General features: G+C 51.2%; 20 protein-coding genes. 9 read left to right on the top strand and 11 right to left on the bottom strand.

Annotated elements, in window-relative coordinates; all coding sequences use genetic code 11:
* Positions 1-87 precede the first annotated feature (87 nt).
* The 5 genes from ABEA66_RS03520 to ssuE all read right to left on the bottom strand — a co-directional run bounded on the left by ABEA66_RS03520 (position 88) and on the right by ssuE (position 6,017).
* Complete coding sequence (locus tag ABEA66_RS03520) at positions 88-1,137, bottom strand: aliphatic sulfonate ABC transporter substrate-binding protein (RefSeq protein WP_345586075.1); 1,050 nt, start codon at positions 1,135-1,137, stop codon at positions 88-90.
* A gap of 34 nt (positions 1,138-1,171) precedes the next feature.
* The gene (locus tag ABEA66_RS03525; RefSeq protein ID WP_345586077.1) at positions 1,172-2,530 is read right to left on the bottom strand and encodes an LLM class flavin-dependent oxidoreductase; all 1,359 of its coding nucleotides are present in this window, start codon (positions 2,528-2,530) and stop codon (positions 1,172-1,174) included.
* Between the two features lie 61 nt (positions 2,531-2,591).
* Entirely contained in the window at positions 2,592-3,941 is a 1,350-nt protein-coding gene (locus tag ABEA66_RS03530; protein WP_345586079.1) for an LLM class flavin-dependent oxidoreductase, read from the bottom strand.
* Between the two features lie 34 nt (positions 3,942-3,975).
* The gene (locus tag ABEA66_RS03535; RefSeq protein WP_345586082.1) at positions 3,976-5,319 is read right to left on the bottom strand and encodes an LLM class flavin-dependent oxidoreductase; all 1,344 of its coding nucleotides are present in this window, start codon (positions 5,317-5,319) and stop codon (positions 3,976-3,978) included.
* A gap of 143 nt (positions 5,320-5,462) precedes the next feature.
* Positions 5,463-6,017: an NADPH-dependent FMN reductase gene (gene ssuE, locus ABEA66_RS03540; protein WP_345586084.1), complete on the bottom strand. Its 555-nt coding sequence runs from the start codon at positions 6,015-6,017 to the stop codon at positions 5,463-5,465.
* Positions 6,018-6,377: 360 nt separating this feature from the next.
* On the opposite strand from ssuE, the gene ABEA66_RS03545 reads away from it, so the two are divergent.
* A complete protein-coding gene (locus ABEA66_RS03545) occupies positions 6,378-7,619 on the top strand; it encodes an MFS transporter (protein ID WP_345586086.1) in 1,242 nt (413 codons plus the stop codon).
* A gap of 135 nt (positions 7,620-7,754) precedes the next feature.
* On the opposite strand, the gene ABEA66_RS03550 is transcribed toward ABEA66_RS03545, so the two are convergent.
* Entirely contained in the window at positions 7,755-11,093 is a 3,339-nt protein-coding gene (locus tag ABEA66_RS03550) for an S-layer homology domain-containing protein (protein ID WP_345586088.1), read from the bottom strand.
* Between the two features lie 686 nt (positions 11,094-11,779).
* Here ABEA66_RS03550 and ABEA66_RS03555 point away from each other — a divergent pair.
* Positions 11,780-12,613 carry an AraC family transcriptional regulator gene (locus ABEA66_RS03555; RefSeq protein WP_079912628.1) on the top strand — a complete coding sequence of 278 codons (834 nt, stop codon included), beginning with the start codon at positions 11,780-11,782 and terminating at the stop codon, positions 12,611-12,613.
* A gap of 130 nt (positions 12,614-12,743) precedes the next feature.
* On the opposite strand, the gene ABEA66_RS03560 is transcribed toward ABEA66_RS03555, so the two are convergent.
* Positions 12,744-13,943 carry an MFS transporter gene (locus tag ABEA66_RS03560; RefSeq protein WP_079912627.1) on the bottom strand — a complete coding sequence of 400 codons (1,200 nt, stop codon included), beginning with the start codon at positions 13,941-13,943 and terminating at the stop codon, positions 12,744-12,746.
* 207 nt (positions 13,944-14,150) lie between these two features.
* Between ABEA66_RS03560 and ABEA66_RS03565 the strand changes: the two genes are divergently transcribed.
* Positions 14,151-14,483, top strand: a complete 333-nt coding sequence (locus ABEA66_RS03565; protein ID WP_345586090.1) for a winged helix-turn-helix transcriptional regulator — start codon at positions 14,151-14,153, stop codon at positions 14,481-14,483.
* Between the two features lie 140 nt (positions 14,484-14,623).
* On the opposite strand, the gene ABEA66_RS03570 is transcribed toward ABEA66_RS03565, so the two are convergent.
* On the bottom strand, positions 14,624-15,814 hold the full coding sequence (locus tag ABEA66_RS03570) for an alpha/beta hydrolase family protein (protein ID WP_345586092.1): 1,191 nt from the start codon (positions 15,812-15,814) through the stop codon (positions 14,624-14,626).
* A gap of 133 nt (positions 15,815-15,947) precedes the next feature.
* Between ABEA66_RS03570 and ABEA66_RS03575 the strand changes: the two genes are divergently transcribed.
* Positions 15,948-16,499, top strand: coding sequence for a PadR family transcriptional regulator (locus ABEA66_RS03575; RefSeq protein WP_079912624.1), 552 nt, complete (start codon positions 15,948-15,950; stop codon positions 16,497-16,499).
* Between the two features lie 108 nt (positions 16,500-16,607).
* On the opposite strand, the gene ABEA66_RS03580 is transcribed toward ABEA66_RS03575, so the two are convergent.
* Positions 16,608-17,300 carry a metal-dependent hydrolase gene (locus ABEA66_RS03580; protein WP_079912623.1) on the bottom strand — a complete coding sequence of 231 codons (693 nt, stop codon included), beginning with the start codon at positions 17,298-17,300 and terminating at the stop codon, positions 16,608-16,610.
* Positions 17,301-17,478: 178 nt separating this feature from the next.
* Between ABEA66_RS03580 and ABEA66_RS03585 the strand changes: the two genes are divergently transcribed.
* Together ABEA66_RS03585 and ABEA66_RS03590 are read left to right on the top strand one after the other, a co-directional pair.
* On the top strand, positions 17,479-17,643 hold the full coding sequence (locus ABEA66_RS03585; protein ID WP_179136151.1) for a hypothetical protein: 165 nt from the start codon (positions 17,479-17,481) through the stop codon (positions 17,641-17,643).
* An 82-nt stretch (positions 17,644-17,725) separates the two neighbouring features.
* Positions 17,726-18,385 (top strand): MgtC/SapB family protein, encoded by a 660-nt coding sequence (locus ABEA66_RS03590; protein ID WP_079912622.1) that lies wholly within the window; start codon positions 17,726-17,728, stop codon positions 18,383-18,385.
* A gap of 94 nt (positions 18,386-18,479) precedes the next feature.
* Here the strand turns inward: ABEA66_RS03590 and ABEA66_RS03595 are convergent, their stop codons facing one another.
* Positions 18,480-19,859, bottom strand: coding sequence for a dipeptidase (locus tag ABEA66_RS03595; RefSeq protein ID WP_345586097.1), 1,380 nt, complete (start codon positions 19,857-19,859; stop codon positions 18,480-18,482).
* A gap of 279 nt (positions 19,860-20,138) precedes the next feature.
* Between ABEA66_RS03595 and ABEA66_RS03600 the strand changes: the two genes are divergently transcribed.
* Positions 20,139-21,614, top strand: coding sequence for a glycoside hydrolase family 28 protein (locus ABEA66_RS03600; RefSeq protein ID WP_345586099.1), 1,476 nt, complete (start codon positions 20,139-20,141; stop codon positions 21,612-21,614).
* A gap of 25 nt (positions 21,615-21,639) precedes the next feature.
* Entirely contained in the window at positions 21,640-23,205 is a 1,566-nt protein-coding gene (locus tag ABEA66_RS03605) for a glycoside hydrolase family 43 protein (protein ID WP_345586101.1), read from the top strand.
* 75 nt (positions 23,206-23,280) lie between these two features.
* Here ABEA66_RS03605 and ABEA66_RS03610 read toward each other — a convergent pair whose 3' ends face one another.
* Entirely contained in the window at positions 23,281-24,123 is an 843-nt protein-coding gene (locus ABEA66_RS03610) for an AraC family transcriptional regulator (RefSeq protein WP_079912618.1), read from the bottom strand.
* 151 nt (positions 24,124-24,274) lie between these two features.
* On the opposite strand from ABEA66_RS03610, the gene ABEA66_RS03615 reads away from it, so the two are divergent.
* Positions 24,275-26,623 (top strand): helix-turn-helix domain-containing protein, encoded by a 2,349-nt coding sequence (locus ABEA66_RS03615; RefSeq protein ID WP_345586106.1) that lies wholly within the window; start codon positions 24,275-24,277, stop codon positions 26,621-26,623.
* Positions 26,624-26,645 lie beyond the last annotated feature (22 nt).

The following is a 26,645-nucleotide window of genomic DNA, read 5'->3' on the forward strand; positions in this document are numbered from 1 at the left end:
GGTCAGTGTAATTTTTGATTATAACCCAAGTATCGGGGAAAAAGAAAAAGAGCCAACGATTGGCCCTTTTTTCAAGAAGGAGGTTGCCTATTTTTTATCCTTCAGCTCCTTCAAAGCCTGCTCCACGAATTTGCTCTCCAGCACTTGGCTCGTTTCGAGCTTTTTATTGATGGCTCCTGCCGAATAGAGGAAGTCGGCCTGCTCCTGATGCGCTTTGGCGAATTCTGGGGTGATGGGGGAAAGAAGCGGTTCGGTGTTTTTTAATACAGTGCTGATGATTTCCTTGTCCAGCTTCTGGGATTTGGACAGCTCCTCAGTCACTTCCTCGTTATGCTCCACATAATATTTGCGGACCTCCTCATAGGTTTTAAGGAAAAGAACGGTGAGGTCCGGGTGATCCTTGGTAAATTTGGTTCGGGCAATCAGGAAGCCGGGGGCGTTAATATTCAAATCCTGGCCGGTCACCAGTATTCTGGCCCCGGTCTGAAATACGGCCGTCGTAGCATATGGCTCCCAGATCGACCAGGCATCGATCGCGCCGGAGTCCAGAGCGGGTCTTGCTTCATCGGGCTGCAGCTGAATCACCTTGACGTCGTCGCCCTTAAGACCAATTTTATCGATGGCCAGATAAAGGAAGTTATAGGCGCTGCTGCCTTTAGCCACACCGATTTTTTTGCCTTTCAGATCCTTCAGCTCTTTGATCGGACTGTTCTTGGGAACAACAATCATATTGCCTTTCTTGCCGTCGCTGGTTACGGCGATAGCCTTGAAGTCGATGCCTCCGACTTGTCCGGAGACTACGGGGGTCCCTCCGACGGAGCCGAAATCGAGCCGGCCGGCGGCCAGCGCTTCGAAGTGCGGGGGACCGCTTGCAAATTCATTCCATTTGACCTCGGCCCCAACGGCGGCAAAAGCTTTCTCAAAGGCACCCTTATCCCTCGCATAGGGAAGAATGCCCGTCTTTCCCTGGACTCCGATATTGACGACGATCTTTTCCTTGGATTTCTCCGCAGAACCTGCTTGGGCAGCGGAGGCGGTATCCGTAGAGGATGTCTTGCCGCAGCCGGCTAACACCACGGAAAATACAATGATACTTGTCAGGATGGATAATATCGTCTTCTTTTTCCTCGCTGCCATAATGAAAACCCCCTTGTAATTTAACGGTCTGCCATTAATTGGCTTGCTGCTGCGGCCTTAATTGATACCGGTTGCCTGGCACGGCCAGCCCTAAATGATCGCGAAGTGTCGTTCCGCTGTATTCCGTCCGATACAAACCGCGCTGCTGCAGGATCGGAATGACCTGATCCACGAATTCGTCCAGCCCTCCGGGCAAATAAGGAGGCATAATATTAAACCCGTCGCAGCCGCCGTGGATAAACCAGTTTTCCAGAAAGTCGGCAATCTGCTCCGGCGTCCCATGGATGGTTTTGTGACCGCGCGCCCCGGTAACTCTGGCCACGAGCTGCCGGATGGTCAGCTTATCGCGGCGGGCCATATCGACCAGCAGCTGATAGCGGCTTTTGCCTCCGTTAATGTTCACCGCATCGGGCAGGTCGGGCACAGGCCCGTCGAGAGGGTAGGCGGACAGATCCACCCGAAGCGTTCGGGAAACCATGGCCAAGCCGACTTCGGGAAGCACTAGCTCCTGCAGATGGGCTTCCTTTTCCTTTGCTTCTTGTTCGGTAGCTCCGATAACGGGCAGGATACCGGGTAATATTTTCAATTGATCTCGGGAGCGGCCATACTGTTTAAGCCTTCCCTTCAGACTGCTGTAGAAGGACTGCGCCTCCTCCAGCGTCTGCCATGCCGTGAATACGACCTCAGCCGTTTTTGCCGCAAAATCCTGGCCCGTCTCGGAGGAACCGGCTTGAACGAGCACGGGTCTTCCTTGGGGAGTACGAGGAATCGAAAGAGGGCCCCGTACCGAGAAAAATTTCCCTTGATGGCGGATCGCATGGATTTTGTCAGGATCGGCAAAGACTCCGGATGACTTATCGATAAGAAGCGCGCCTTCCTCCCAGCTGTCCCACAACGACGTGACGACCTCGACGAATTCTTGTGCGCGTTCGTAGCGGATGGAATGGTCCAGGTGGTGGTCCTGGCCGAAGTTCTGGCTTGTAATTTCCATACTCGTCGTCACGGCATTCCAGGCCGCACGCCCGCGGCTCAAATGGTCAAGGGAAGCGAATTTTCTGGCAACGTGGTAAGGCTCGCTGTAGGTGGTGGAGACGGTTCCGGCCAAGCCGATACGGGAAGTGACGGAAGCAAGCGTGGATAGCAGCGTGAGGGGCTCGGCCCGGACGGGGACGGTATGCTGAACGGAGGCTTCATGCTGCTCAGGCAGCGCAGGGATGTCCTCGATAAAAATCATATCGAACTTGCCTCGTTCTGCCGTTTGCGCAAATCGTTTATAAAATTCAAAGGTAAACAGTCCCAGCGAATCTGTCAGCGGATATCTCCAGGCAGCAATATGATGCCCTACACCGTAAAGGAAGGCTCCCAGGTGGAGCTGGCGTTTTGTTTCTCCCATAGTCGATCACTCCTCGGTCAAAATACGTTACATGCAGGTACCAAAATGTTGTACTAGAAGCTCAAATAGATGAGGATGCCGAAGGCCGGCTGAATTTGCTTGCGGGACGCTTCAGGCCGAGGTGATCACGAAGCGTAGTTCCGGTATATTCCGTGCGAAACAATCCGCGGTTTTGCAGCTCGGGGATGACCAGCTCAACAAATTCCCCCAAGCCTCCAGGCAAATAAGGCGGCATAATATTGAAGCCGTCGGAGGCGCGCTCGTTGAACCATAGCTCCAATTGATCGGCAACTTGAACGGGGGTGCCATAGATCGTCCGGTGCCCGCGCGCTCCGGTGACACGATAGATCAGCTGGCGGATGGTAAGGCCGTCCCGTTTGGCCATATCGGACACGAGCTTGAATCGACTTTTGCCGCCGTTGATGGCTTCGAGCTCGGGCAGTTCCGGAAGCGGGCCGTCCAGCGGGTAATCCCGCAGATCGACATTCAGGGACCCGGAGAGCATCGATAGGCCGACGGATGGCAGCACCAGCTGCTGCAGCAGCTGCTCCTTCTCCCGGGCTTCCGCTTCCGTTGCTCCGATAACAGGGAAGATGCCGGGCATAATCTTGAGCTCATCCGCCGTGCGTCCATACTTAACGAGAAGAGATTTGACATTGCGATAAAAGAGCTGCGCCTCCTCTAATGTTTGCCATGCAGTAAAAATCACCTCAGCGGTTTCGGCTGCGAGCTGCTGGCCTGTCTCCGAAGAGCTGGCCTGGATAATCACGGGCCGCCCTTGGGGCGGTCTAGGGGCATTCAGCGGACCTCTGACCCTGAAATGCTCTCCCAGATGGTCGATCCGGTGAACTTTGTCGGGGTTGGCGAATTGTCCGTTCTGCCGGTCAAACAGGATAGCATCATCCTCCCAGCTATCCCACAAGGAGGTGGCAACCTGGATAAATTCTCTGGCCCGTTCATAGCGGACGGCATGGTCCGGATGCTTCTCCTTGCTGAAATTGGCAGCCTCTTCGTTGCGGCTGGACGTAACGACATTCCAGGCTGCCCGCCCTCCGCTCAGATGATCGAGGGTAGCGAATTCACGGGCCAGGTTATAAGGCTCATGGTAGGTCGTCGATACGGTAGCCGCCAACCCGATTCGTTCGGTGACCCCGGCAAGATAAGAGAGAAGGGTAATGGGCTCCGGGCGAACCGAAGCGGTATGGGAGGGGGAGCTGCCGAGCAATGCCAATGAATCCGCCAGGAAAAGCATATCGAACTTGCCGCGTTCTGCTGTCTGAGCAAAGCGCTCATAAAATGCCGGGTCCATGATACCGTGTGCTTCCGTATCCGGATAACGCCAGGCGGCGACATGGTGCCCGACACCGAACAAAAAGGCGCCTAAATGCATTTGTCTAGCTTTTACACTCATAAGTATCTCCCTTCCTTAAGACCCGGATCAGTGATTATTGAAGTTGTGGCTGAGCAGTGAATGAAGGATGCGGATGAGGTAAGCCGTAATGCTCGCGAAGCGTACGCCCCTTGTACTCGGTACGGAACAATCCGCGACGTTGTAGCTCCGGAACGACCAGGTCGATGAAATCGTCCAGGCCGCCCTTCATAACTTGGGGCATGATGTTAAAGCCGTCGGCAGCCCCTTCTGTAAACCAGACCTCCAGCTCATCGGCAATTTGCTTGGCCGTACCGGCAATGGTGCGATGACCGCGTCCTCCGGCAAGCCTCAGGAGCAGCTGGCGCAGGGTCAGATTCTCGGTGCGCGCAAGCTCGATAATGAGCTGCGCCCGGCTTTGATGCCCTCGTGCCAGCACGGTTTCGGGAATTTCAGGCAGCGGTTCGTCCAGAGGATAGGCCGTCAAATCGAAGCCTACCCGGTTGGACAGCTGGAGCAGACTGTATTTCGGATTGGTCAGCTCATGGAGCATCGCTTCTTTTTCCTTGGCCTCCGACTCGGTTTCCCCGATAATGGGGCAGATGCCGGGTAAAATGATCACGTGCTCGGGATTGCGGCCTTGTTGACGGACGCGGGCTTTCACATCCGAATAAAAGGCTTGAGCATCAGTGAGTGTCTGCTGAGCGGTGAAAATGGCGTCGGCGACGGCCGAGGCAAAATGGCGTCCGTCCTCCGAGGAGCCTGCCTGAACAAGGACGGGCCGCCCTTGCGGCGAGCGAGGCACATTGAGCGGGCCTTCAACGGAAAAGTGCCGTCCTTTGTGGTGAAGCTCATGCACCTTGCTGCTGTCTGCGTAAGTACCGGACGCTTGATCAAGCACGAGCGCATCGTCTTCCCAGCTATCCCATAGGCGGGTGGCTACCTCGACGAATTCTGACGCCCGTTCGTATCGCTCCGCATGGCCGGGAATTCGGTCGAAGTTGAAGTTTCTCGCTTCCTCGTCGGTTCCGGAAGTGATGATATTCCATCCGGCACGCCCTGAGCTTAAATGGTCGATCGTAGCAAAGCGGCGGGCGACATTGAAGGGCTCGTTGAAGCTGGTGGACACGGTGGCGATGAGGCCTATCCGTTTGGTAACTACGGAGAGGGCTGTGAGCAGCGTAAGCGGCTCAAGTCCCGTCAACGCTCCATAGGCAACGCCTTTCTTGGAGACGGAATAACGATCCGCCATAAATAGCGAATCGAATTTCGCCTGCTCCGCTTTTTGAGCCAGCCGTTGATAATGCTCGAATTGCATCAGCTGCCTCGCGTCCGTATCCGGATGTCTCCAGGCACCCTCATGGTGCCCGGCGGGGACAAGGAATAAATTAAGATGCATTTCTCTTTGGGTTGTCGTCATAATTGGTTCCCCCTCGTCTGATGAAATAATAAAAGACTTCCGGACTTGTCGAACCTCGATAGGGCGACAGCTGGAAGCCTTTGGTTATCCAATCGGCTTATGGACGGTATGGATGATGTTGATATTTGCCAGTGTTTTAAGCATCAAGCGAGGGGACTGAACGATAGACGATGTCGTATCTCCTGAACGAATTCGCCGATCGAAGCCGTTAGGCGCTGCTCCAGCTCATCGGCCAGTCCAAAGGTACCGTCTTCACGGCGCTCTACCTGGGTATCGAGCGCATACACGCCAGACAGTTGGAGCTTTGCACCCAATGCGGCAAGAACCGGTTTGAGGGCATAATCCAGCGCAAGCAGATGGGCGATCGTACCGCCTATGGCAACGGGAAGAATGATTTTCCCCTCCAGTCCCTTCTGCGGAATTAAGTCCAGGAAGGTCTTCGTTACACCTGTGTAGGACGCCTTGTAGATGGGGGTTGCGACAATGACAGCAGCTGCGTTGGCTATAATTTCATTGGCCTTGACAATAGCAGGGCTTTGGAAATTCGTAAATATCAGATCCTCCGGCGGAAGACTTCGAACCTCAATCCAATCCAGCTCCAGTCCTTCCGCAAGCAGAGACGATTCAATGCTGCGAAGTACACCGTTCAGCCGGGAGCTGGCAGACGGGCTTCCAGAGATAACAGCTATTTTTGCCATGGAATAACACTCCTTCGGTTAGGGGAATAAAAAAGACTCCTGCCCCATAGATAGGGGAAGGAGTCTCCAGTTGACCGGTAGACCATTTTAAAACCGACTAAATACATATGAATAATTATATTTAGGATGGTACCACTGTATTGGATGTTCGTCAAGGGTGGATTTCAGAAATATCTAATCGGAAGCATTAGGCTTCCGGCTATTTTCTGTAACCCGAGAAAAAGCAAGATAGTACATGTTTCACAGCATGGAAATCCATGGTTTCTTTCGTTCTTTGGGAGTAATCTAACAATAGTCCTTATGGCTAGTGCATTCCAGAGGGTTGTTGCACAATTTACTAGTAAAGAAGGTCTATCCGGGATGGAAGCATGGAAGCGCAATTTGTTCATTTTATGGTTCGGTACTTTTTTCAGCTCCGTCGGGATCGGAATGATTATTCCATTTTTGCCGCTGTATGTTCAGGAGCTCGGCATTCACGATGTGAAGCAGGCCGCTCTATGGGCCGCCATGATTTTTGGGGTCAATCATTTGATGATCGCCATCGTATCTCCCTTTTGGGGGAAATTCTCGGATAAGTACGGCCAGAGAGTAACCATGATCCGTTCGGGCTTCGGGCTCGCAATCATTATCGCAGCGATGGGGCTGGTTCATACCCCGATGCAATTGCTGCTGCTTAGAGCTCTTTTTGGCACTATGGGAGGGTTCTCGACGTGTGCGGTCGCTCTGATGGCTATTGAGACTCCTAAGGAGCAAGTAGGCAAAGCATTAGGCACGCTTCAGACCGGCCAGGTTTCCGGGCAGCTGCTGGGCCCTCTGCTTGGCGGTGTGATGGCCGAATGGCTGGGAATGAGGAATTCGTTCTTTTTCACAGGCTTTTTCATTTTTATTGCAGCCGTATTCGTTTTGTTCGGTGTCAAGGAGACGCGAAAGTATGCCAAATTCCATTTTCGCGATTTGAAATGGAAGGCATCGGGTGAGAAGAAGCCAGAGAGAACGAGCTTGAAAGAGGTCATGAAGCACAAGCCGGCGATATTAACGTTATTCATTTCGACCTTTCTTATCGCTGCAAGCTTTCAAAGTATCAGTCCTATTATCACGCTCTATGTGAAGAGCATGCATATCGAGAACCATGTTGAAATCATGGCGGGGCTTATTTTTGCCTCGAGCGCTTTGGGGACGATGATTGCCGCTCCTATTCTGGGAAGGCTCGGGGATCGGCACGGGCACTTTATTGTATTGCTATGCTCGCTGCTCATGATTTCGGTGTTGTATATTCCACAGGCGCAAATATCCAATCCGTGGATTTTAATGGGAGCGCGGTTTTTATCCGGGCTATGCGTAGGCGGCTTGATTCCTTCGATCAGCTCGTTGCTGCGGAGCCTGACTCCGTCTACGATTCAGGGAAGCGTCTTTTCCTATAATGCAAGCGCCAATTCGTTAGGCAACGTCCTGGGTTCTCTGTTCGGAGGCGTCGTCGCCAGCAACATGGGGATACCGGTCGTATTTTATATTATCTCGGGAGTCTTTTTCCTGCACTTTATCATGCTGGTCCTTCAAACCAAGCGGATTACAGAATCGCGTAAAACGGTTGAGTCAGCGTAAAATTTAATGAGAAGCGTCCTGTCAATAAAGAACAGGACGCTTTTTTTGATGCACTATTTGGCGATACAACCAACCTTGTTTGAGTAGATGAGTTTTTTGGCTTATTTTACAAATATTGCAAAATGAGTCTCTGTATTAATGCTCCGGATCCGGATACACATCCACCGATTGCGATTTGTTTCCGCTAAACACAGTGGCCGTGAAGGAGATGATTCGGCTTCCGCCTGGACCTGGCTCGTAGACATAAACTCCTGTACCTGCTTTGGTGTCGACATCGATGCGGAGCACACCCGGGTTAGCAGGATCGGACCATTTGGCGTTGCTGATTGCAAATTTTGTGCCATAGAAGTCGGCGGAACGGTAGACGCCGTAGTTTTTGTACTCGGTGTAGCCGTATTGGTCCTTAAGCTTCAAATCGCCGAATGTCTTTTTGCGTTGAGTTTGACCATTCACTGCAGAATCCCCAGAGTGGAGAGACAGATTGTTTAGCAAGGATAGCCAGACTTCTTTGGCCTTGCCGTTTTCCCCGGCTGTCAGAGAGGCTGTCGCCGGATATTCCTTTTTGACAGGAATTTTGGTTAGGGAAGCAATGCGAGTACCTGTAACATTTGAAGGGAGGAAGGTGACTGCTACATCTGCTGTTCCTTCTTTGGTCCCCATAATGCCATAAGCGTCAAAATTAAATGAATCGACTTTGATTTTTGCAATAGGGACAGCTGCTCCTCCACTTATACTAATTTGCTGAATCAGGTTGTTAGGCAGCGCTACATTTTCATTCGAATTATTGGTAGCCGACAATTCGATTTTTCCAGCGAAGTAACCTTTTAAAACGTCAATATCGGTTGCAGGCGCTTTAACGATAGGTAGTGTGAATGGAGCCAGACTTGCTGACGGATTGCTTGCAAACGTGTTAAAGTCAAGCTCATCAGTTGCCACAAGCCCATTGGCAAATGCTTTAAGCGAGTATTTTAATTTATCAGCTTCCTTGGCTTGAAGGAGATCAACGGTGCGTGTAACGGTTGAAACTTCTGAACGGGTGGTACTATTTTTAGCATCTACTTTATACAGCTTGGCTGTCATTTGATAGGTTGCCTCGTTAGTGTCACCTGGAATCGGTGTAAAGGTAAGATCGGTGTCTCTGATGGCTTTGATGCTTGTGCTTGGAGCGCTGTAGCCTTCGGCACGTGTGTCATCACCCTTAAACGTAAGCTGGCTTGTATATTTGGATGATGCTTCGTCTGCAGCCAGCACCCATGTTGGCGTACCGGTGAAGGAGCCCTTGGAGAAGTAGACTGCATTAGTAACTGTCCCGCCAGTGCGCTTCAAGCTAAGATCCACTTCATAGCCAGAATAGTCTTTGTCAAAATCCTCTCCATACTGGTCTTTGAATTTAAGCTTCATTTTATTTTCCACAAGCATATTGTTAGTGGATACGCCAAAGGACGTCATCGAAGGAAGCATCTTTGGTTTTGGCTCGGACGAAACGTAGACTTGCTCCGGGTGTCTCTTTTCCGATACCGTTGTGTTAAAGCTTGCTTTCTGATCCGAATTGCCGACAACAACTTCAATACTCAAGGTTCCGGCTTTGCGCGTATCTTCGTCGGCCACCTTAAGCCCGCCGATTCTAATCTTGCCCTTAGCTACACCTTCGGTGGCGATTCTCGAGTCTATATCGACTCTTGCTGTGCCGGTGCTATAAACCCGGATATCGTTAACAAACTGAAGGACATCATCCGTGCTGAGCACATTCCCTGATTTATCTTTAACCTCAATAGGCAGGTAGGCATCGTCGTCGCCCCATGCGAGCGTAGTAGCGCTAAGCTTGCCGAAGCTGATGTCATAAGGAACATTTAATGGGGTTACGACAATTTTTGTCGTCGCTGTCTGGCCTGATGCATTCGCTGTTACAGCCAGGGTCATTTCTTGGTCTGCTGATTTTGATCTGGAGTCGATATGAGCCGTGTTAATTTTCAAATCCGGTCTATCGTCATTGTCTTCATCCTCGAAAAAGCCGAAGCCTTTATCCACCCGAACACTGTCTTCCGAAATCGTACCGGACTCAAGTGCATCAGCTCCTGTAACATAGGTGATGGTTTCCTTGCGTAAAGTTGGAAGATCCGTTACCAGAAAGCCGTATTGATCGTAGGCTTTGTACTCGAGAGTTGCGGAATCGCCGGCCTCCAGCTTTTTCTTGGTACCCTTCAAAATGAGTTTGCCTAATTCGATTTTGGCGACGGATTGTCTATCCCCGACCCGGTAGTTTTTAGTGGCATGCACTGCTTTGTCCGGATCCGAAATCGTAAAGATTATATTATCGTTACGGTCGAAGGAATCGTCGATTTTAATGCTGAACGTTTGATCTTTGGGTGAAGATTGAACGGTCAAATCCGGGCTGGTTCGAATATCGAAGCGCGAAGCAGGCTGATCGGACTGCTCGTTGTACTGGTTGACCGCCTTGAAGGAAACGGTGATTTTGTTCCCTTGGGCGATCGTATCGGACGCCGAGATGAAATCAATCGTAGTGATGGTTTCCTTCTGAACGGTGACGTCGGCCTTGCCCTTGTCTACGGTTAATCCTCCGTCTTTTACCGCTTCCAGCTTCACGGTGTAGGTGCCTTCATTCATGGTGCTTTCCGTTACAATAGCGAATTGGTGTTTGGTCTCGCTCCATTTTACAGCAGCGGGAACGGCTGTCGAACCACGGCTTACCGTCGCATTTAGCTTGGCCGTATCGGCGATTGCACCGTTCAGCGTAACCGTAATCGTCTTGGCGCCGGTAACCTCCGCTTTCTCTATTGAAACCTTCGTCACTGTTTCAATCTTGGAGGCCGCACTCAGCTTGCGGGCCTCATAGGCTGAGAGGACCAGCAAATCGCGGGTAGCAGGAGAGCTGCCTTCGAATTTTCCGCCGGGTCCGTTAGACATCAGCTTGTTCTCCAGAGCCAGAGCAACATAGCTTTTGGCCCAATCCGATACGGTATCGTCCTGAACGCCTTTGGTCTCTTTTAGTTTGGCGTCGAGCTTCAAGCCCTTGATCAGAAAAGCCGCCAGCTGCTCCTTGGTAACTTGTCCGCCGGGGTTAAACAGCCCGTCTCCGACTCCGTCGGTAATACCGGCTTTGGAAATAGCCTCTATGTAGGGCAATGCATATCCGTTTGACGGATCATCTGATAACACATCGGTGAAGCTTGAGGTTTTTAACGTCATGTCCGTTTTTAACTGAAAGATCTGTGCAGCGACCTTGGCAAATTGGGCGCGTGTCATTTTGTCCTTCAGACCGAACAAGCCATCCTGCACTCCATCAAATATGCCTGCTTTCAGCATCTCATCGAATTTGGCCTTCGAAGCGGCATCGAGGTCTTTCAAATCGCTGAACGAAGAAGAATCCTTGGGAGCGTCTGCTGCTCCTGCGATACCGGGTACCATCGCGAAAACCATGGATAATGAGATGACGGTTGAAATAATACGTTTCATTGCTGCCCCTCCATAACATGTTTTTGTTGTATTGAACCCACTCGTACCACAAAAATGTTCTCTCTTTATTTGTTTTTTTACATTTGAAGCTATTTATAATAAAGTGCATGCGGTGCATTAGAAATGTCACATGCATCTTATTTTTTTTTTTTTGAACAAATACATATATTTCCTTGATCATCCATAGTGTTAGCGCTTACAATGAAAAAAAGCTAAATGGGAGTCATCTCATCGCTGCTGGAATAAATGGCTTTGGTTCCGTTATGTCGGATGGCAATGATGAGCTCGCATGCTCTCGCTCCTTAGGTATTTGGATTCACATCGGGCAAGAGATCATGTAGTGTGGGGTATCCAGTAGGTCCTTCGATAGAAGGGACAGAGTAGTTTAGTATTAGTTTTTGAATATGCGAAAGTAGAATTAAGTCGAAAAAAGTAAAGCGCTTGCAAAAATATCATGCTTGTAAACCTATAATCTAAGCAGGAAAGTCATAGCGATAACGCGTTATAAAATTTACATATTATCCCATTATTGTAGGGTTACTTTCATTTTATTTCTCTTGTAGTTTAAATATTTAAATTGATTATCCTTTTGACATGTATCATAATAACATCTAGTATTTTATGGAATCAATCAGACTATTTTGTGATAATATAACAATATTAAACTGTTATTGGGAGAAGTGAACATGAATCTGATCCGGAAAATATGGAATACGCCGACGGAAGTAGACGTGCATTTGCCTCTCTATATAGCGTCTATCGGGGGATGGAAGAACCAGCCGGAGGTATTGAGAAAAAATGGCCTTCCAACATTTCAGTGGGTTCAATGCGTGGACGGCAAAGGGGTGCTTAAGCTCGCAGACAAGGAAATAACCGTATCCAAGGGGCAGGGGATGCTGCTGTTTCCATCGGTGCCGCATCATTATTATCCTGTAGAGTCTCCATGGTCGGTTCAATGGGTTGAATTCCAAGGCCGATTGACCAAGGATATTTTGAGAACGCTTCATTTTCATGAATCTACCGTGCTGGATATTAAACAACCGGATCAACTATTAGGCCGGATTCAGGAGATCTATGCCCTTTTCAGCGCCAAGAGGATGCCTCCCAGCCACGACTGCTCCCAGGCGGTATATGGTCTGCTGCTCGATCTGCACCGTTATTCATCCCAATTTGAGTGCCATGAATCGTCAGATGAATATTATGAAATGATCCAGCCGGCATTGAGCTACATTGAACAGCATTATAACAGAACTATCACGCTGCAGGATCTGGCGGATCAGCTGGGGGTTTCGATGCCTTATACCTGCGTATTGTTTCAGCAGACGTTGGGGACAAGGCCGATTGAATATCTTAACCGAATTCGCATTCAGAAGGCCAAGGAGCTGCTGTCACAGGCAGAGAATCTGGAGGTTAAGAGCATAGCGGAAATGGTCGGGTTCGACCATCCCAGCTATTTTATTAAAATATTCAAGAGGAGCGAGGGGCTGACACCCACCGCTTTTCGCAAGCTATGCCAGTAACAGTGCAGCCAGTCGAAAAAGGGCGAACAACGTCGTATGAAAACGACATGATGCAGACTTGGATGTCGAAATATGTTGAGTGGGGGGGAGGTGTCCCCGCCCTCCAACCGACAATATGATGTCGGCGGCTTCATCCCCTTTCTATTGTATGAGGCAGCACGGATTCGTGACTTGCCGGTTTATTTTTTTTGCTCAAGGCAAAGGAGAGGGCGGCTATAGCTAAAGCGATGATTGCAATACAGCTTGCAAGCCAAGGATGATACAACACGGTGGAGACGGTATGGACTACCAATCCGCCGACACCCGCACCGACCGCTACGCCTAGGTGGAGGATCGAGGTATTGAAGCCAAGGACCAGATTGGACGATAGTGGAGCTTGTTGAATAAAGTACGTTTGAATCGCCGGTACAAGCATGGATAATGCAAGCATCCAAATCAGGATGAGGCTGATTCCTGACATCCATGAAGAATGGAGCGCTTGAAGCAGCGCGAGTGACACAATGATTGCCGTCAGGCAGATGGATATTATCCGTTTGGTGCCCCACCGATCGACGCTGCTTCCTCCGACCCGGGAGCCAATAACACCGGATACTCCCAAAGCGAATAACATGAGCCCCAGAGAAGCAGATGGTAGATGGAGAATATCGAGTAAAAACGGCGTTAAATAAGTATTCATAAGTGAGCAGCTCGTAGTCATGAACAGGGACAGGAATAATCCGCTCGCAATAACGGGGTTTCTAAGCACTCGGAATTGGTGCCCGAATGATGCCGGGGCATCCCCCTCGATGCGGGGAAGAAGCCAAAGCATGCCGAGCATGACCAGCAGGCTAACTCCGGCGAGCCAGGCGAAAATGGCCTGCCAGCTCCACCATTTGGCAATGACGACTCCTAACGGGACTCCCAGGACCATTGCACTGCTGATTCCGAGGGCGATCATGCCGATAGCGCTGCCCGTCTTTTCCGGGGGAACCAGCTTGGCGACGGAGCCGAAAGCAATGACAGTGTAAACTCCTGCACTAAGTCCAATAACAATCCGCGAACCAAGCAAAAAGCCGTATCCGGGACTCATAAAGGAGCATAGGCAGCCAATAGAGAATAAGGCCAGGGAAACTAACAGGGCTATTTTGCGCTGGATGCGGTTGGTCAATGCAACGATAACGGGTGTTCCTATGGCAAAGGAAAGGGAGAACACCGTAATAAGCTGTCCGGCCAAGGCAACGGAAACGCCGAGGTCATCGGCTATGGCCGGTAAAATGCCTGCGACGATCAACTCGGAGGTCCCTGTCACGAAGGCGCCTATGGAAAGAAGATATAAGGATAAGCGATTCATATTGTCCATCCTTTCGGTACTTATTTATGGGATGCTGTGGCAGCATAAGCGGCATGGCTAGCACATGTCTGCTTGATGATTCGGAATTTCATGACGATTCCTTGATTGACATTATAAGGAGAGCAATATAATAATGAAAGAAGGCAAAATATTTGGATATTGTCCTGTTATCTGGATCAACTAACTTTAAGTAAGTGAGGTGCAGGGATGGAAAGTGCACATGACAACGAACCGACAGGCTCCAACATTTGCGAGGTGCTTCGGATTCTCGGCGCCAAGTGGGCCTTTCTCGTTATTGCCGAGCTGTATAAAGGGCCAAGGCGGTTTAAGCAGCTGCAAAGGGATATCGCCATAGTGAAAACCCAATCCTTGACGGATACACTGCGACATTTGGAGCAGACCGGAGTGGTGCGCCGTGAAGTGTTTCCGACAGTACCGGTCACGGTGGAGTATTCTTTGACGGAGAAGGGAATTGATTTCCAGACGGCACTGAAGGAAATGGACAAGTGGGTAATGAAATGGGGCAATCAACAGCCATAAAATAAATAGCGGCCGCATCTGTATGAGGATCGGCCGAAGGAATAGGAAGAGCTCCTGCGTGAAGGCAGGAGCTCTTTGGCATATATCATCACCGGAGTACATCCGGGTATGGCCGGGGCAAGCCCGACGTTCGGAGCGGATTAACGGATATGAAGCACTTCATCCAGCCATTGGAATATCCGATGGTTGAACAGCTGCAGTGCCCCGAAATGGCAATGCTCTTCAGCGCCTTCCTCCGCCGTAAATTTCATATACGTTTTCGGGCAGGTCAGCGCATGATAGAGCCTCTCGGGCTGCCCGGCAAAGAAATGATCGGCCTCCGCTTCACATACCAGCGTAGGACAAACAATCTGCTCCGCAACGCCCTCCAGCGAGCAAGGCTCCGTTTTTTCAACCAGCTCCAGCAAGGAATCCGCCTGAAATGTAAACATGCCGTTGTCCACCGCCCACCTTACTCCGGTATGCCGCTTCATCACTTCGGTTATGACCTCCTCGTAATGGGCCGGGGATACATCGTCCCTGCCTTTCATAAATGGCCGTGCCATCTCGCTGAACCGGAAGGTATAGAGGCCGTCGTTGGCGATGCATGCGGCAAGCCGATGTTCATACGCCGCAGCGCGCGGGGCAAGGTAGCCTCCGAAGCTGATGCCCATCAGGGCAAGCTGATGCGGATTCACATCAGGCCGGGTAATCAGGTAATCGACGACCGGCGTAACGACCTTCTCCCAATTGTGACGAAACGGAAGCTGCTGAAGCCGGATGGCCGAGCCTTGACCGGGACCTTCGAACGTAAGGCAGTTATAACCGCGCTGGATGGCCGCTGCCGCCCCTCCAAGATACAACTCCTCTCCGGTAGAATCGTACCCGCCATGAATCAAGAGAGTCGGACGGGGCGTATCGGACCCATCTACCTTATAGAAGTAACCGGTCAGGTGGGTTCCTTCATAGGGAATGAGCACTTCCTCCACCGGAGCATCCATAAGACGAGCGGCCTGCCGGAATGTGTCCCTGCTGTTCCCCCATGCTGCCAAAATACGGGGATCCTGACGGTCACCATGCAAGAAGAATTCGGCGGTACGATAATAGTTGGAAGCACGGAGATAAGCCTCACGGGCGCTTACCCGCTGTCCGTCTGCGAGAGCGGCATCTGCCAAAGCATGAATTCGTTCTGCGGTGGCGTTCCACTCCTTGTACCAGCTCTCAAAATCTCCTTCTTGAATGCGGTAGGCAGTGAGCAGGCATTCGCCGATATCGGCTCCTCCATAGGGGGCGTAGCTCAGGGTTCTCAACAGTTCAAATGAAAAGGTCTGGTCATTAAAAATAAGCTTCATATCCACATCGCTCCTTAGAGATGGCGGTTGTTCGCAACCGCGTAATAGGTTAATATTAACTTATAACATATGTTTTAATATGTCAATGATAACCTATGTTAAAAATAACTTATTTTTTGAGGAGGTCATTTTAATGAGCACCATTCAATATGTACTCTTAAGCTTATTGGCGCGTGAGCCGTTAAGCGGGTATGATATGAAGCAGCAAATGCACAGCAGGATTAATAACTTTTACAAAATGAACAACAATCAGCTGTACCCGACGTTAGCCAAGCTGGAAGCGGAAGGGGCCGTGCAGCTGCAAGCCCATGAGAAGGAATCCTATCGGCCGGCTCGGAAGGTGTATAAGATTACGGAGGCGGGCCTGGAACGTCTGAAGGCGTGGGTTATGGAACCGAGCGAGCTTGGAGATTGGGATGAATTTTTGCTGAAGCAGTACAACTCCTGGCTGGTGCCGTCAGAGCATCTCATTCCGCAGCTCGAAGCCAAAAGGCAAGAGCATGAAAAGCGTCAGGAGGAGCTGTCCAAGAGAGCCGCTTCATTCCGGGAAGGGGAAGGTGAGCTATCTAGCGGCCATCCGTTGTTCTCAACAGTCGCGGTTATCGAAATGGGAATAGGCTTCGAGCGCAGCTACGCGGAGTGGTGCGGCAAAATGATCGGCTGGTTAAAGGAGAACCGGATCTAACCGTCAGCTGTAGTTAGAATGAGGATCGGCTGCATAGGAAAAAGCCTGCTGACGCATTCGGAGGAATGCGATTAGCAGGCTTTTGGGCATGAGCCGGATCATCCGGAATTATAAAGTAATATGCTCGCCGGGGTGCATGAGGGTTCCTTGAATGCCGCGGCTTTGGAGCAGCTCCAGGAATGCAGCGCCGTCCTGGCGGATGAGCTCGAACGTATTGTAGTGCACGGGAACGACCTGCTTGGCCTGCAGCCATTCGGCTGCGACGGCGGCATCCTCCGGTCCCATCGTAAACAGGTCTCCGATAGGCAGGAATGCCAGATCAATGTCGTTGCGCTCTCCGATCAGCTTCATATCCAGGAACAGATTTGTATCTCCCGCATGCAGAATGGTGCGGCCGTTCCAGCGAATAATGAAGCCGGCCGGCATACCGGCATATATAATTTGCTTGGCGTTATGGTCGATAATGCCTGAGCTGTGGAAGGCTTGAACCATTTGCAGCTCTGCGAAGCCAAGCGAGAGCCGGCCCCCGATATTCATATCCCGGGTCTTCACACCCTGCCAGCTCATATAGGTAGCCAGCTCATGGATAGCGATCAGCGTAGCGTCGTTGGCTTTCGCGATTTCAACGGCGTTTTGAATATGGTCTGCGTGAGCATGGGTCAGCAGGACGTGCTGGACACGTATCGATTCGGGCTTGACGATAGCCGACGGATTGTCCGTAAGGAACGGATCGATAATCAGTGAATGCTCGCCGTCAGACAATTGAACGCAGGAATGGCCGTGATATTCCACCTTTAACATAAATGACACCTCTTCCTTTAGCATTTGGTTAGCTGATTTCATTATAAAGGACGGGCCAACGTCATTCAAACCGGCTCGATAGGGACGTTAATTCGGAATCGCAGGGACAGAGCCCCCGGCCGATTTTTTAAGCGGCAAAACGGCTGGGATGTATTATACTTCAGGGAATTTGACCAACATGAGAAAGACGGCCTTCTTTCCAGCGGAAGAAGAGCTGGCTACCCGCAATAATAATAAAAAGGCTGCAGGCATCCTGGAAAAGCGCGAGTCAAGCTGCTTTATCCGGAGACGATCTCCTAAGGATGTATCGAAGCAAGCCCAAGGGACAAAGGGGAGCTTATAAGGCACTGGTGCCGTTCCGGTAAGATTATTGGGACGAGATATGGGTAATTCTTAAGAGATGAAAAGAAGAGGAAGGTGAGCCGATGGAATACGAGTATTTGGTGCGTGTCATTGTCGCCGGCATTTGCGGGGCATTTATAGGCTATGAACGTATGAATCGGATGAAGGAGGCGGGAGTTCGGACTCACTTCGTTGTGGCTATCGGGTCCTCTCTCATGATGTGCATCTCGAAGTATGGCTTTCAGGATCAAATAGGGTGGCCCAATCTTGGGCTGGACCCTTCACGTATTGCCGCACAAATCGTCAGTGGCGTAGGGTTTCTTGGTGCCGGGATGATCTTTATGCATAAGCATACGGTCAAGGGATTAACGACAGCGGCGGGAATTTGGGCTACAGCCGGGATCGGGATGGCCATCGGCTCCGGCATGTTTCTGATGGGAATAGGCACGACGGTCATTATAATATTGGCGCAAATTATTTTGCACCGGCGGTTTCCTTGGCTGGCTTCGCCCAAGACGGAGCAGGTGACCATGCAAATTTCGAATCTGCCCGGCTGTATGGAAGGCATTCAGCAAATGCTGAAGCAGAAACAGATCGCAGTACTGAGCCTGCAGGTGGAGGAGCATTCGGATGAAATGATTCACCTGGTCATGCTGGTTCGGCTTCCGGGCGGCTACGGGGTGGAGGATTTCCTGACCTTTATCCAGGAAAACCGGATAGTGAAGTCGATAGAAATTCACTAGGACGGCGCAGCACTGCCTTGCTCTGTATAGAAGAATCCTCCTGCTAACAACAAAGCCGTCCTTGCGGATTAAGCAAAGACGGCTTCTTTTTGCGCTACTTGTTCTGTATGCCATGCAGCTCCTGCCAATAACGGCACAAGGTGGCGACGCCTTTGTCAAAGTTTTCCAGATGAAAATGCTCGTTAGGCCCGTGCATATTTTCTCCCGGAAGGCCAAAATCCATCATAACGACAGGGGCTCCCAGCACCTTGGAGAAGACTTCGACGATCGGGATGGAGCCGCCGCTGCGAATATAGACCGGCGTCTTGCCGAAGCCGTCCTCATACGCTCGGGCAGCCGCTTGGATATACGGGTGCTCCGGTGAGATGTAGAACGGTTTGCCGCGATGGGTCTGCTGTACCTTCACTGTGACTCCGGCAGGCTTATACTTCTCGATATGAGCTTCAATCCGCTTCATCACCTGATCGGGCTCCTGGTTGTCGACAAGCCTGCAGGAGATCTTGGCACTGGCAGTCGAAGGGACGATAGGCTTGAGCCCTTCTCCTTGATACCCGCCATAGATGCCGTTAATTTCAAGCGTCGGCCTGGCGGTTGTCCGCTCAAGGAACGAGTAGCCTTCCTCCCCGGTCAGCTCGGGTACGGCAAGCTCGTTTGCCTGCTTGGCATCGTCAAAATGAAGCTCCCGGAATGCGGTGCGTTCCGTATCGGACAACTCATTGACTCCGTCGTAAAAGCCTTCAATGGCGATATGTCCATTCTCCGAGCGCATGGAGGAGAGCAGCTGAACGAGAGCGGTTGCTGGATTTGCGACACCCCCGCCATACAAACCGGAATGAAGATCGTTCTTCGGCCCCTGGATGTCGATCTGGAAGCCGCACAAGCCGCGAAGACCGTAGCAGATCGAAGGGATGCCTACATCGTGCATCGGTCCATCGGAGATGACGATGGCATCGGCTTGCAGCCGTTCTGCCTGCTGCTCCAGAAAGGCGGGGAGACTGGGGCTTGCAATCTCTTCTTCCCCTTCGATGCAAAATTTCACATTGACCGGAAGCTTGCCGATCGTTTGCAAATAAGCCTCCACGGTTTTGACATGGGTGTAGAGCTGCGCCTTATCATCCGTGGCTCCCCGTCCGTACAGCTTGCCGTCACGAATGACAGGCTCAAAAGGAGGCGTGTCCCACTGGTCCAGCGGATCGGCCGGCTGCACATCGTAATGTCCATAAATAAGGGCGGTTGGCTGTCCCGGAGCATGAAGCCAATCCGCGTAAACGACAGGGTGACCGGCAGTAGACAGCACCTCTACATGTTCGAGTCCGGCTTTACGCAGCGCTTCCGCCAGCCATTCGGCGGCCCGGATCATGTCCGGCTTATGCTCCGTGCTGGCGCTGATGCTCGGAATGCGGACGAATTCCTTTATCTCCTCCAAATGACGGTCTCGATGCTCAGCCAAATAAGCTTGCAATGCAGGTTCCATAATCGGTTCACCTCATAAGTTATTTTAGTGAAACAGGTGTGCGATCCTCTCGAACACAAGGCAAGAGGATGTTTATTCCAATATATCATAGTTTCTTGCGGAGTCCGAATCGGGGAGCCGTCTCTCCATAAGGTTCGATTCTTCAAGAGTGCAAGAATTGTTAAGTTGCTTCATTCTGAGCATGTATTGTGTAGAACGCGCCGGGGGATTGCATTACAATGATATTGCATGCAGCAAGTCGGATCCGGCCTTATTTGGAATGGAAAAAGGAGCTTCATAATGACTGAGCAACAGATCGTTGAAACGGGCGATGCGGCTTTTCGTTCAGAGGATGTCCGTGTACCCATATTCCCTGAATGGACCTGTTCCGTTACCGACTACGGAGCAATAGGCGACGGGATAGTTAAGAATACAGATGCTTTTAATGAAGCCGTGACGGCCTGTGCCGCCGCAGGCGGGGGTACGGTCATCATTCCCAAGGGAATTTGGCTGACCGGACCGATAAGGCTGAAGAGCAAGGTACGGCTGCACGCTGAGGATGGAGCGCTGATTATTTTCAGCCGAGATTTTGATGATTACCCTCTGATTCCGAGCAATTACGAGGGGCTGCAGGCTGTACGTGCCATGCCTCCTTTATATGGAGAGAATTTAACCGACATAGCCATCACGGGCTCTGGAATTTTCGACGGATCCGGCGATGCCTGGAGATGCGTGAAGAAGCATAAAATGACCGAACGGCAATGGAAGCAAATCGTCTCCTCGGGGGGCGTCGTTGACGCCAATAATTTGTGGTGGCCTACCCGGGAGGCAAGCGAAGGCAGACAGGCAACCGAGGCTTTACAGGCGGAGGGCATAATGGATATTGCCGCCTATGAACCGTACAAGGTGTATCTGCGGCCGGTTCTGGTCGGGCTGACGAACTGCCGAGGCGTTTTGCTGGATGGACCGACCTTCCAGAACTCGGGCAGCTGGTGTCTGCATCCGCGGTTATGTGAGCATGTGACGATCCGCAATGTAACCGTGCGCAATCCTTGGCATTCGGTGAATGGGGACGGTCTTGATCTGGAATCTTGCCGTTACGCTAATATTCATAACAGCTCCTTTGATGTCGGCGATGACGCGATCTGTCTGAAATCAGGCAAGAATGAGCAGGGCCGGCGCACAGGGGTACCGACGGAATATGTAACCATTCGCAACTGCACCGTTTACCACGGACATGGGGGCTTTACAGTAGGCAGCGAAATGTCCGGAGGCGTCCGGCATGTGGAGGTATCGGATTGCACGTTTATCGGAACGGATAACGGGCTCCGGTTCAAGAGCACGCGGGGACGCGGCGGTGTTGTAGAGAACATAACCATATCGAATATTTGGATGAAGGACATCATCAAGGATGCCATCGTATTCGATATGTATTATGAAATCAAGCAGGAATACGCCGATATGGATCCGGTAACGGAGGAAACTCCATGCTTCCGCAACATTTCGATTTCCGATACTTACTGTTCAGGGGCCGATAAAGGAATCTTCCTTCGCGGGCTTCCGGAAATGCTGCTGCAAAATTTGCGGTTCGATCGGGTGAACGTTGTTGCGAATGAAGGAATTACTTGCATTGATGCCGAGGGCGTGCTGTTCCGCGACGTGCGGGTAACGTCCAGGCCGGGAATGGAGTTTAAGGAACATAACAGCCGGGGCATCCGGTTTATCGATGCGGAAGGTAACGTAAGCAACGGTCCCCGTTCCGGTTTAGCGGGGTAACATCTAACTAAAGGAGATTGGAAACATGAACGTAAGCAGTCAACAAAAACCGGTATGGTATGCCGATTTGGGTGACGGCACCTACCGCAATCCGATCATTTATGCGGATTATTCGGACCCGGATGTGATTCGTGTCGGGGAAGATTTCTACATGACCGCATCCAGCTTTAACAGCACTCCGGGGCTGCCGATCCTGCATTCGAAGGATTTGGTCAACTGGACGCTGATCGGCCATGCAATCCAGGAGCTGCCGCCGGAATTCGATGGCGTCCGCCATGGAGACGGCGTCTGGGCGCCAAGCATTCGTTACCATGACGGCAAGTTTTGGATTTATTTCGGAGCGCCGGATGAAGGCATCTTCATGACGACCGCTACGGATCCTGCAGGCCCATGGACTCCTCTCCACCTGGTGAAGGAAGTCAAAGGATATATCGATACTTGCCCGCTGTGGGATGAAGATGGCCAAGCTTACCTGGTGCATGCGTTTGCCAAAAGCCGCTGCGGCATCAAGAGCAAGCTGCAGGTATGCCGGATGAGCCCAGACGGCAAGTCTCTGCTTGACGAAGGCACTCTAATCTTTGACGGGACGGAAGATCATCCGACAATTGAGGGTCCCAAGTTCTACAAGCGGAACGGATACTATTATATCTTCGCACCGGCCGGCGGCGTAGCGGTAGGCTGGCAAACCATTCTGCGTTCCAAAAACATCTTTGGACCGTATGAGGATAAAATCGTGCTTCATCAAGGGGATTCCATCGTAAATGGCCCTCACCAAGGCGGCTATGTGGAGCTGGAGTCCGGCGAGTCCTGGTTCATTCACTTCCAGGATCGGGACGCTTACGGACGTATTGTCCACCTTCAGCCGATGACCTGGGAGAACGATTGGCCGGCTATGGGGATCGACACCAACGGAGACGGAATCGGCGAGCCTGTACTCGTACACAAGAAGCCGAATGTGGGACGAGAATATCCGTTTGCCGTACCGGACATGAGCGATGAATTCGAGAAGCCTTCGTTAGGTCTTCAGTGGCAGTGGCAGGCGAATAACCGGAAGGAATGGTATTCGCTGGATGCGCGCGAAAGCCATCTGAGATTGCATGCTCAGCCTCTTCCGGCAGGAACATCTACCTTCTACGATCTGCCAAGCATTCTTTGCCAGAAGCTCCCTGCTCCTGAATTTACGGCGACCGCCAAGCTGGAATTCGCACCGGGCAGCGCACAAGAGCGTGCGGGTTTGACCGTGTTCGGTCACGAGTACCGCTACCTTGCGTTAGAGTCGGCTGAGGAAGGGCTGCAGCTTGTCTTTGTGAAGGGTCAAGGCAATAAAGAAGGCTCCTCCGAGGAAACAGCGGAGAAGCTTGCGTTACCGTCCACTGCGAAGACGGTTTACTTGAGAGTGAAGGTTGTGCTTGAAGCACAATGCACGTTCGAATACAGCCTGGACGGAAGTAGCTTTACGCCGGTAGGCGATGTATTCAAGGCGGTAGAGGGCCACTGGGTAGGCGCTAAGCTGGGCTTGTTCTGCCTGAGCCAAGGGCAGGCTGCCGACGCACGGGGCTATGCGGATTTCGATTGGTTCCGAATCGAATAGAGAAGGTTAACGGGACTGGTGGCTGCCGGTCCCGTCCCCTTCTTAACTATCCGCCTGTGGAGGGACAGCGGATTCTTACTTCTCCGAACGCGTCTTGGTTTCCGGAGAGGCCTGGATCATTTTTTTGTACGTCATCGGCGCCATCCCGGTTACCTGTTTAAACGTCCGGTTGAAGTGCGTGATACTGGAGTACCCGACCTGCTCGGCAACCTCGATCATTTTGCCGTGATCCTCCCTTAATATTCTTTGAGCCTCGCGGATTCTCAGCGTATTGATATATTCGGGAAAATGAAATCCCGTAGTACGCTTGAACAAACGGCTGAAATAGTAGGGGCTTATAAAAAAGCGGGAGGATACGCTTTCCAGAGTAAGCGGTTTCCTGTAATGCTCGTTGCAATACCCGATAATTTCGGTCATTTTGCCGTCCATCGGCTTCGGAGTGATTTGATCGGACTCCATGCATATTCGTGACGTATAAAGAAGCAGCTGCACTAGCAGCGCCTCGAAAAATTCGGCCCGGCCAGGGAGCATGGTATCCATGTACTCTTTTTTCATTTGAAAAAGCAGGTTTTCTATATAGCTTTGCTGTTGATTATTAAAGGATATCACCTTGCTGCTTGAACGAAACGGAGACAGCAGCAGATTCAGCTGATCGGGCTGAAACCGGCTTAAAAAACGGTCTGTGAAGTAAAGAACCGCGCGGTCATGTCCGGCCCCGCCTTCTAGGGTTTTATGGATATCGTTCTTATTGACGAAGACAACGGAGCCTTTGGTTACGTGATATATATGATTTTCTAAATAGTAGTAGCGTTCTCCGCCGAACAAATAATAGATCTCATAAAAGTCGTGATAATGGTACATGTCCATCGCCGAATTCTCGGCTTGCTTGGAAAAATGGATTTCAAAATCCGTCTTCAACGCGGGTTCCCCCCTCTTCGCCTAGCATAGCAAGACAAGGCATGAAGTGCAAGGGAAAGTGCGGCGCGTCCTAATTCTAATTAGGATATCGTTGATCGGGCGGTACTTCACTCGGTATCGTGGTATAACATGCGGGAAGGGGGATAAGGTCATGTCCAAATTTTTAGTGCGGTTGTTAAGCTTCAGCCTCCTGCTGGGAGCGCTTCCAACGGTGTTTATCGGCTTGGTATCTTATTATTTGGCGACGCAGGATATTGAAAAAAAGGTCAGTGAAGCCAACATGCAGCTGCTGCTTCAAACCCAAATGAGGGTTGAGCAAACGTTGAAATCGCTGGAAATGTCTGCAACCCAGCTGGCCAACTCCTCTATGATTCAGTCGGCTATGGACACGTCTCTCGATGGAGAAGATTTCGTGCAGGTCCGAGAGCTAACGGCTGAGCTGACCAATCTGCAATCGACCGCCGTTATCAAGCAAGCCTACCTTGTGAATGTGGAAAAGGATTGGGTCGTTAACCTGGGTGTGATGAAGAAGCTGAGCACGTACGAAAATAAAAGTGAGATCTATAACTATGCCGCCCATCCCGCCAGCATGTTTTGGAGCACGATGAAATGGACCGCCCCTTCAGGCGGGCAGCTGGAGGCGGGTGCTTCTTCCAAAGCTGCCGGGGCCGTCCGCAGCCCTGCGTCCGATACGATCAGCCTCGTGGAAAAAATACCGCTGCTTCCCAGAACGAACACGCCGAGAGGGCTTCTGGTCGTTCAAATAGCGGCAGCGGATATTCGGGCTATGCTGACCCCCAATCACGGCTCCTCAAGCAGCTCGAATTATATTTTGGATTCGTCGGGGCAAGCCTTCCTGGCATCCTCCGATTCCACGGCGGCTTATGCCGACATCAACCGAATCGTGCAGGAGAGGAGCGGCAGTGCGCGGGAGCAGGAAGGCTCCTTCAACGCCAGGATGAACGGCAGGGAGGTTGCTGTGCTATACCGTTCCTCCGGGTATAACGGATGGACCTATGTCTCCGTTGCTTCGATCGCCGAAATGACGAAGGATACGAAGAAAACGGCGGTTCTTACAGCCGCTGCTTGTTCGTTTATTTTTATCGTTGTATTGATCATTGGTTATTTCGGAAGCCGAAGAATGTATTCCCCGATTCGCAGCCTGCTGGAGCTGACGCAAAGAATCGAACCCGAGGCTTCCCGGGAAGGCATAAAAAGGGATGAGCTGCAGTACATCAAGGAAAGCATTGAAACGCTTGCCGTCTCCCGAAGCCGGTTGGAAGAACAGATGCAGGGCCAATCCGGGCATCTGAAGGAGTTTTTTGTGCTGAAGCTGTTTACAGGGCAAATCCATGACGGCGACCGGATGTATCGTTCCGGGCTTTATGGATTCCCCAAAGATTGGAAACGATTAGGGGTGCTGACCCTGCAAATCGATCATTTGCAGGATACGAGGTATCAGGAACAGGATCGCGAGCTGCTGCTTTTTGCCATTAACAATATTGTGGGAGAATTGCTGCCTGTGGAGACGCGGTTCAGCCCGATACTGCTCGGAACCTCCCAGGTCACCTTATTGGCGTCGGCAGTCGATGACCCGGAGCAGGTGAAGGCTTATTTTTATCAGACTGCTGAATTGATTAAAGCCAAGGTGGAGCTCTATTTGCAGCTTCAGGTCAGCATCGGGATCAGCAGGGCATTCAGCCAGCTGAACGATACGGTGAAAGCCTATGGGGAGAGCATGGCCGCACTGAAATGCCGGATTCATCTGGGCCCTGATATCATCGCCCATTATGAGGACATCGAGCATAACGAAGCGGTGGAGTCGAAGGTCTACTCTCATCTGAAGCTGATGGAGGATCAGCTGGCTCAAGCTCTGCAGGAGGTGAAACTGGAGAAGGCGATTGACATTTTCAACCAATATTTGTCTTCCGTGCTGAATAAGGACGGTTTTATGAACGAGCACCATCTTCTGCTCATTCAGCTCATGTCGCGCATATTGCACATTGTTCAGGACCAAGGGGTCTCCCTGAGGAAAATACTAGAGGGAGAAGGCGCTGTGGAGCAGCTCCTAAAGCTGCAAACCCGCGAGGAAATCGCTCTTTGGTTCCAAACCAAGCTGTTTGTCCCGATCATTACGATGCTCTCCGAGAAGGCGGACACCCAGTACGTGAACATTGCCGACCGCATCGTCAAAATGATTCACGATCTGTACGACGCCGAAATATCGTTGGAATCGTGCGCCGAGACGCTGAATTTTCATCCGGTTTATTTAAGCCGCGTGTTCAAAAAGGAGATGGGCGTTTCGTTCAGCGACTATTTATCCGATTACCGGATGAGTATGGCTAAGGTCATGCTCGAAACAACGACGATGAAAATATCGGAAATCGGCGAAAAGCTTCAATATAAAAATATCAGCGCCTTTATCCGCAATTTCCGGAAAACCTACGGAACGACACCGGGACAGTACAGGGAAATGCTCGATAGGGAGCAGTCCTCATAACAGGTTGAACCCTGTAGTACCG

The organism is Paenibacillus vulneris (assembly GCF_039543185.1).
Lineage (GTDB): Bacteria > Bacillota > Bacilli > Paenibacillales > NBRC-103111 > Paenibacillus_S > Paenibacillus_S vulneris.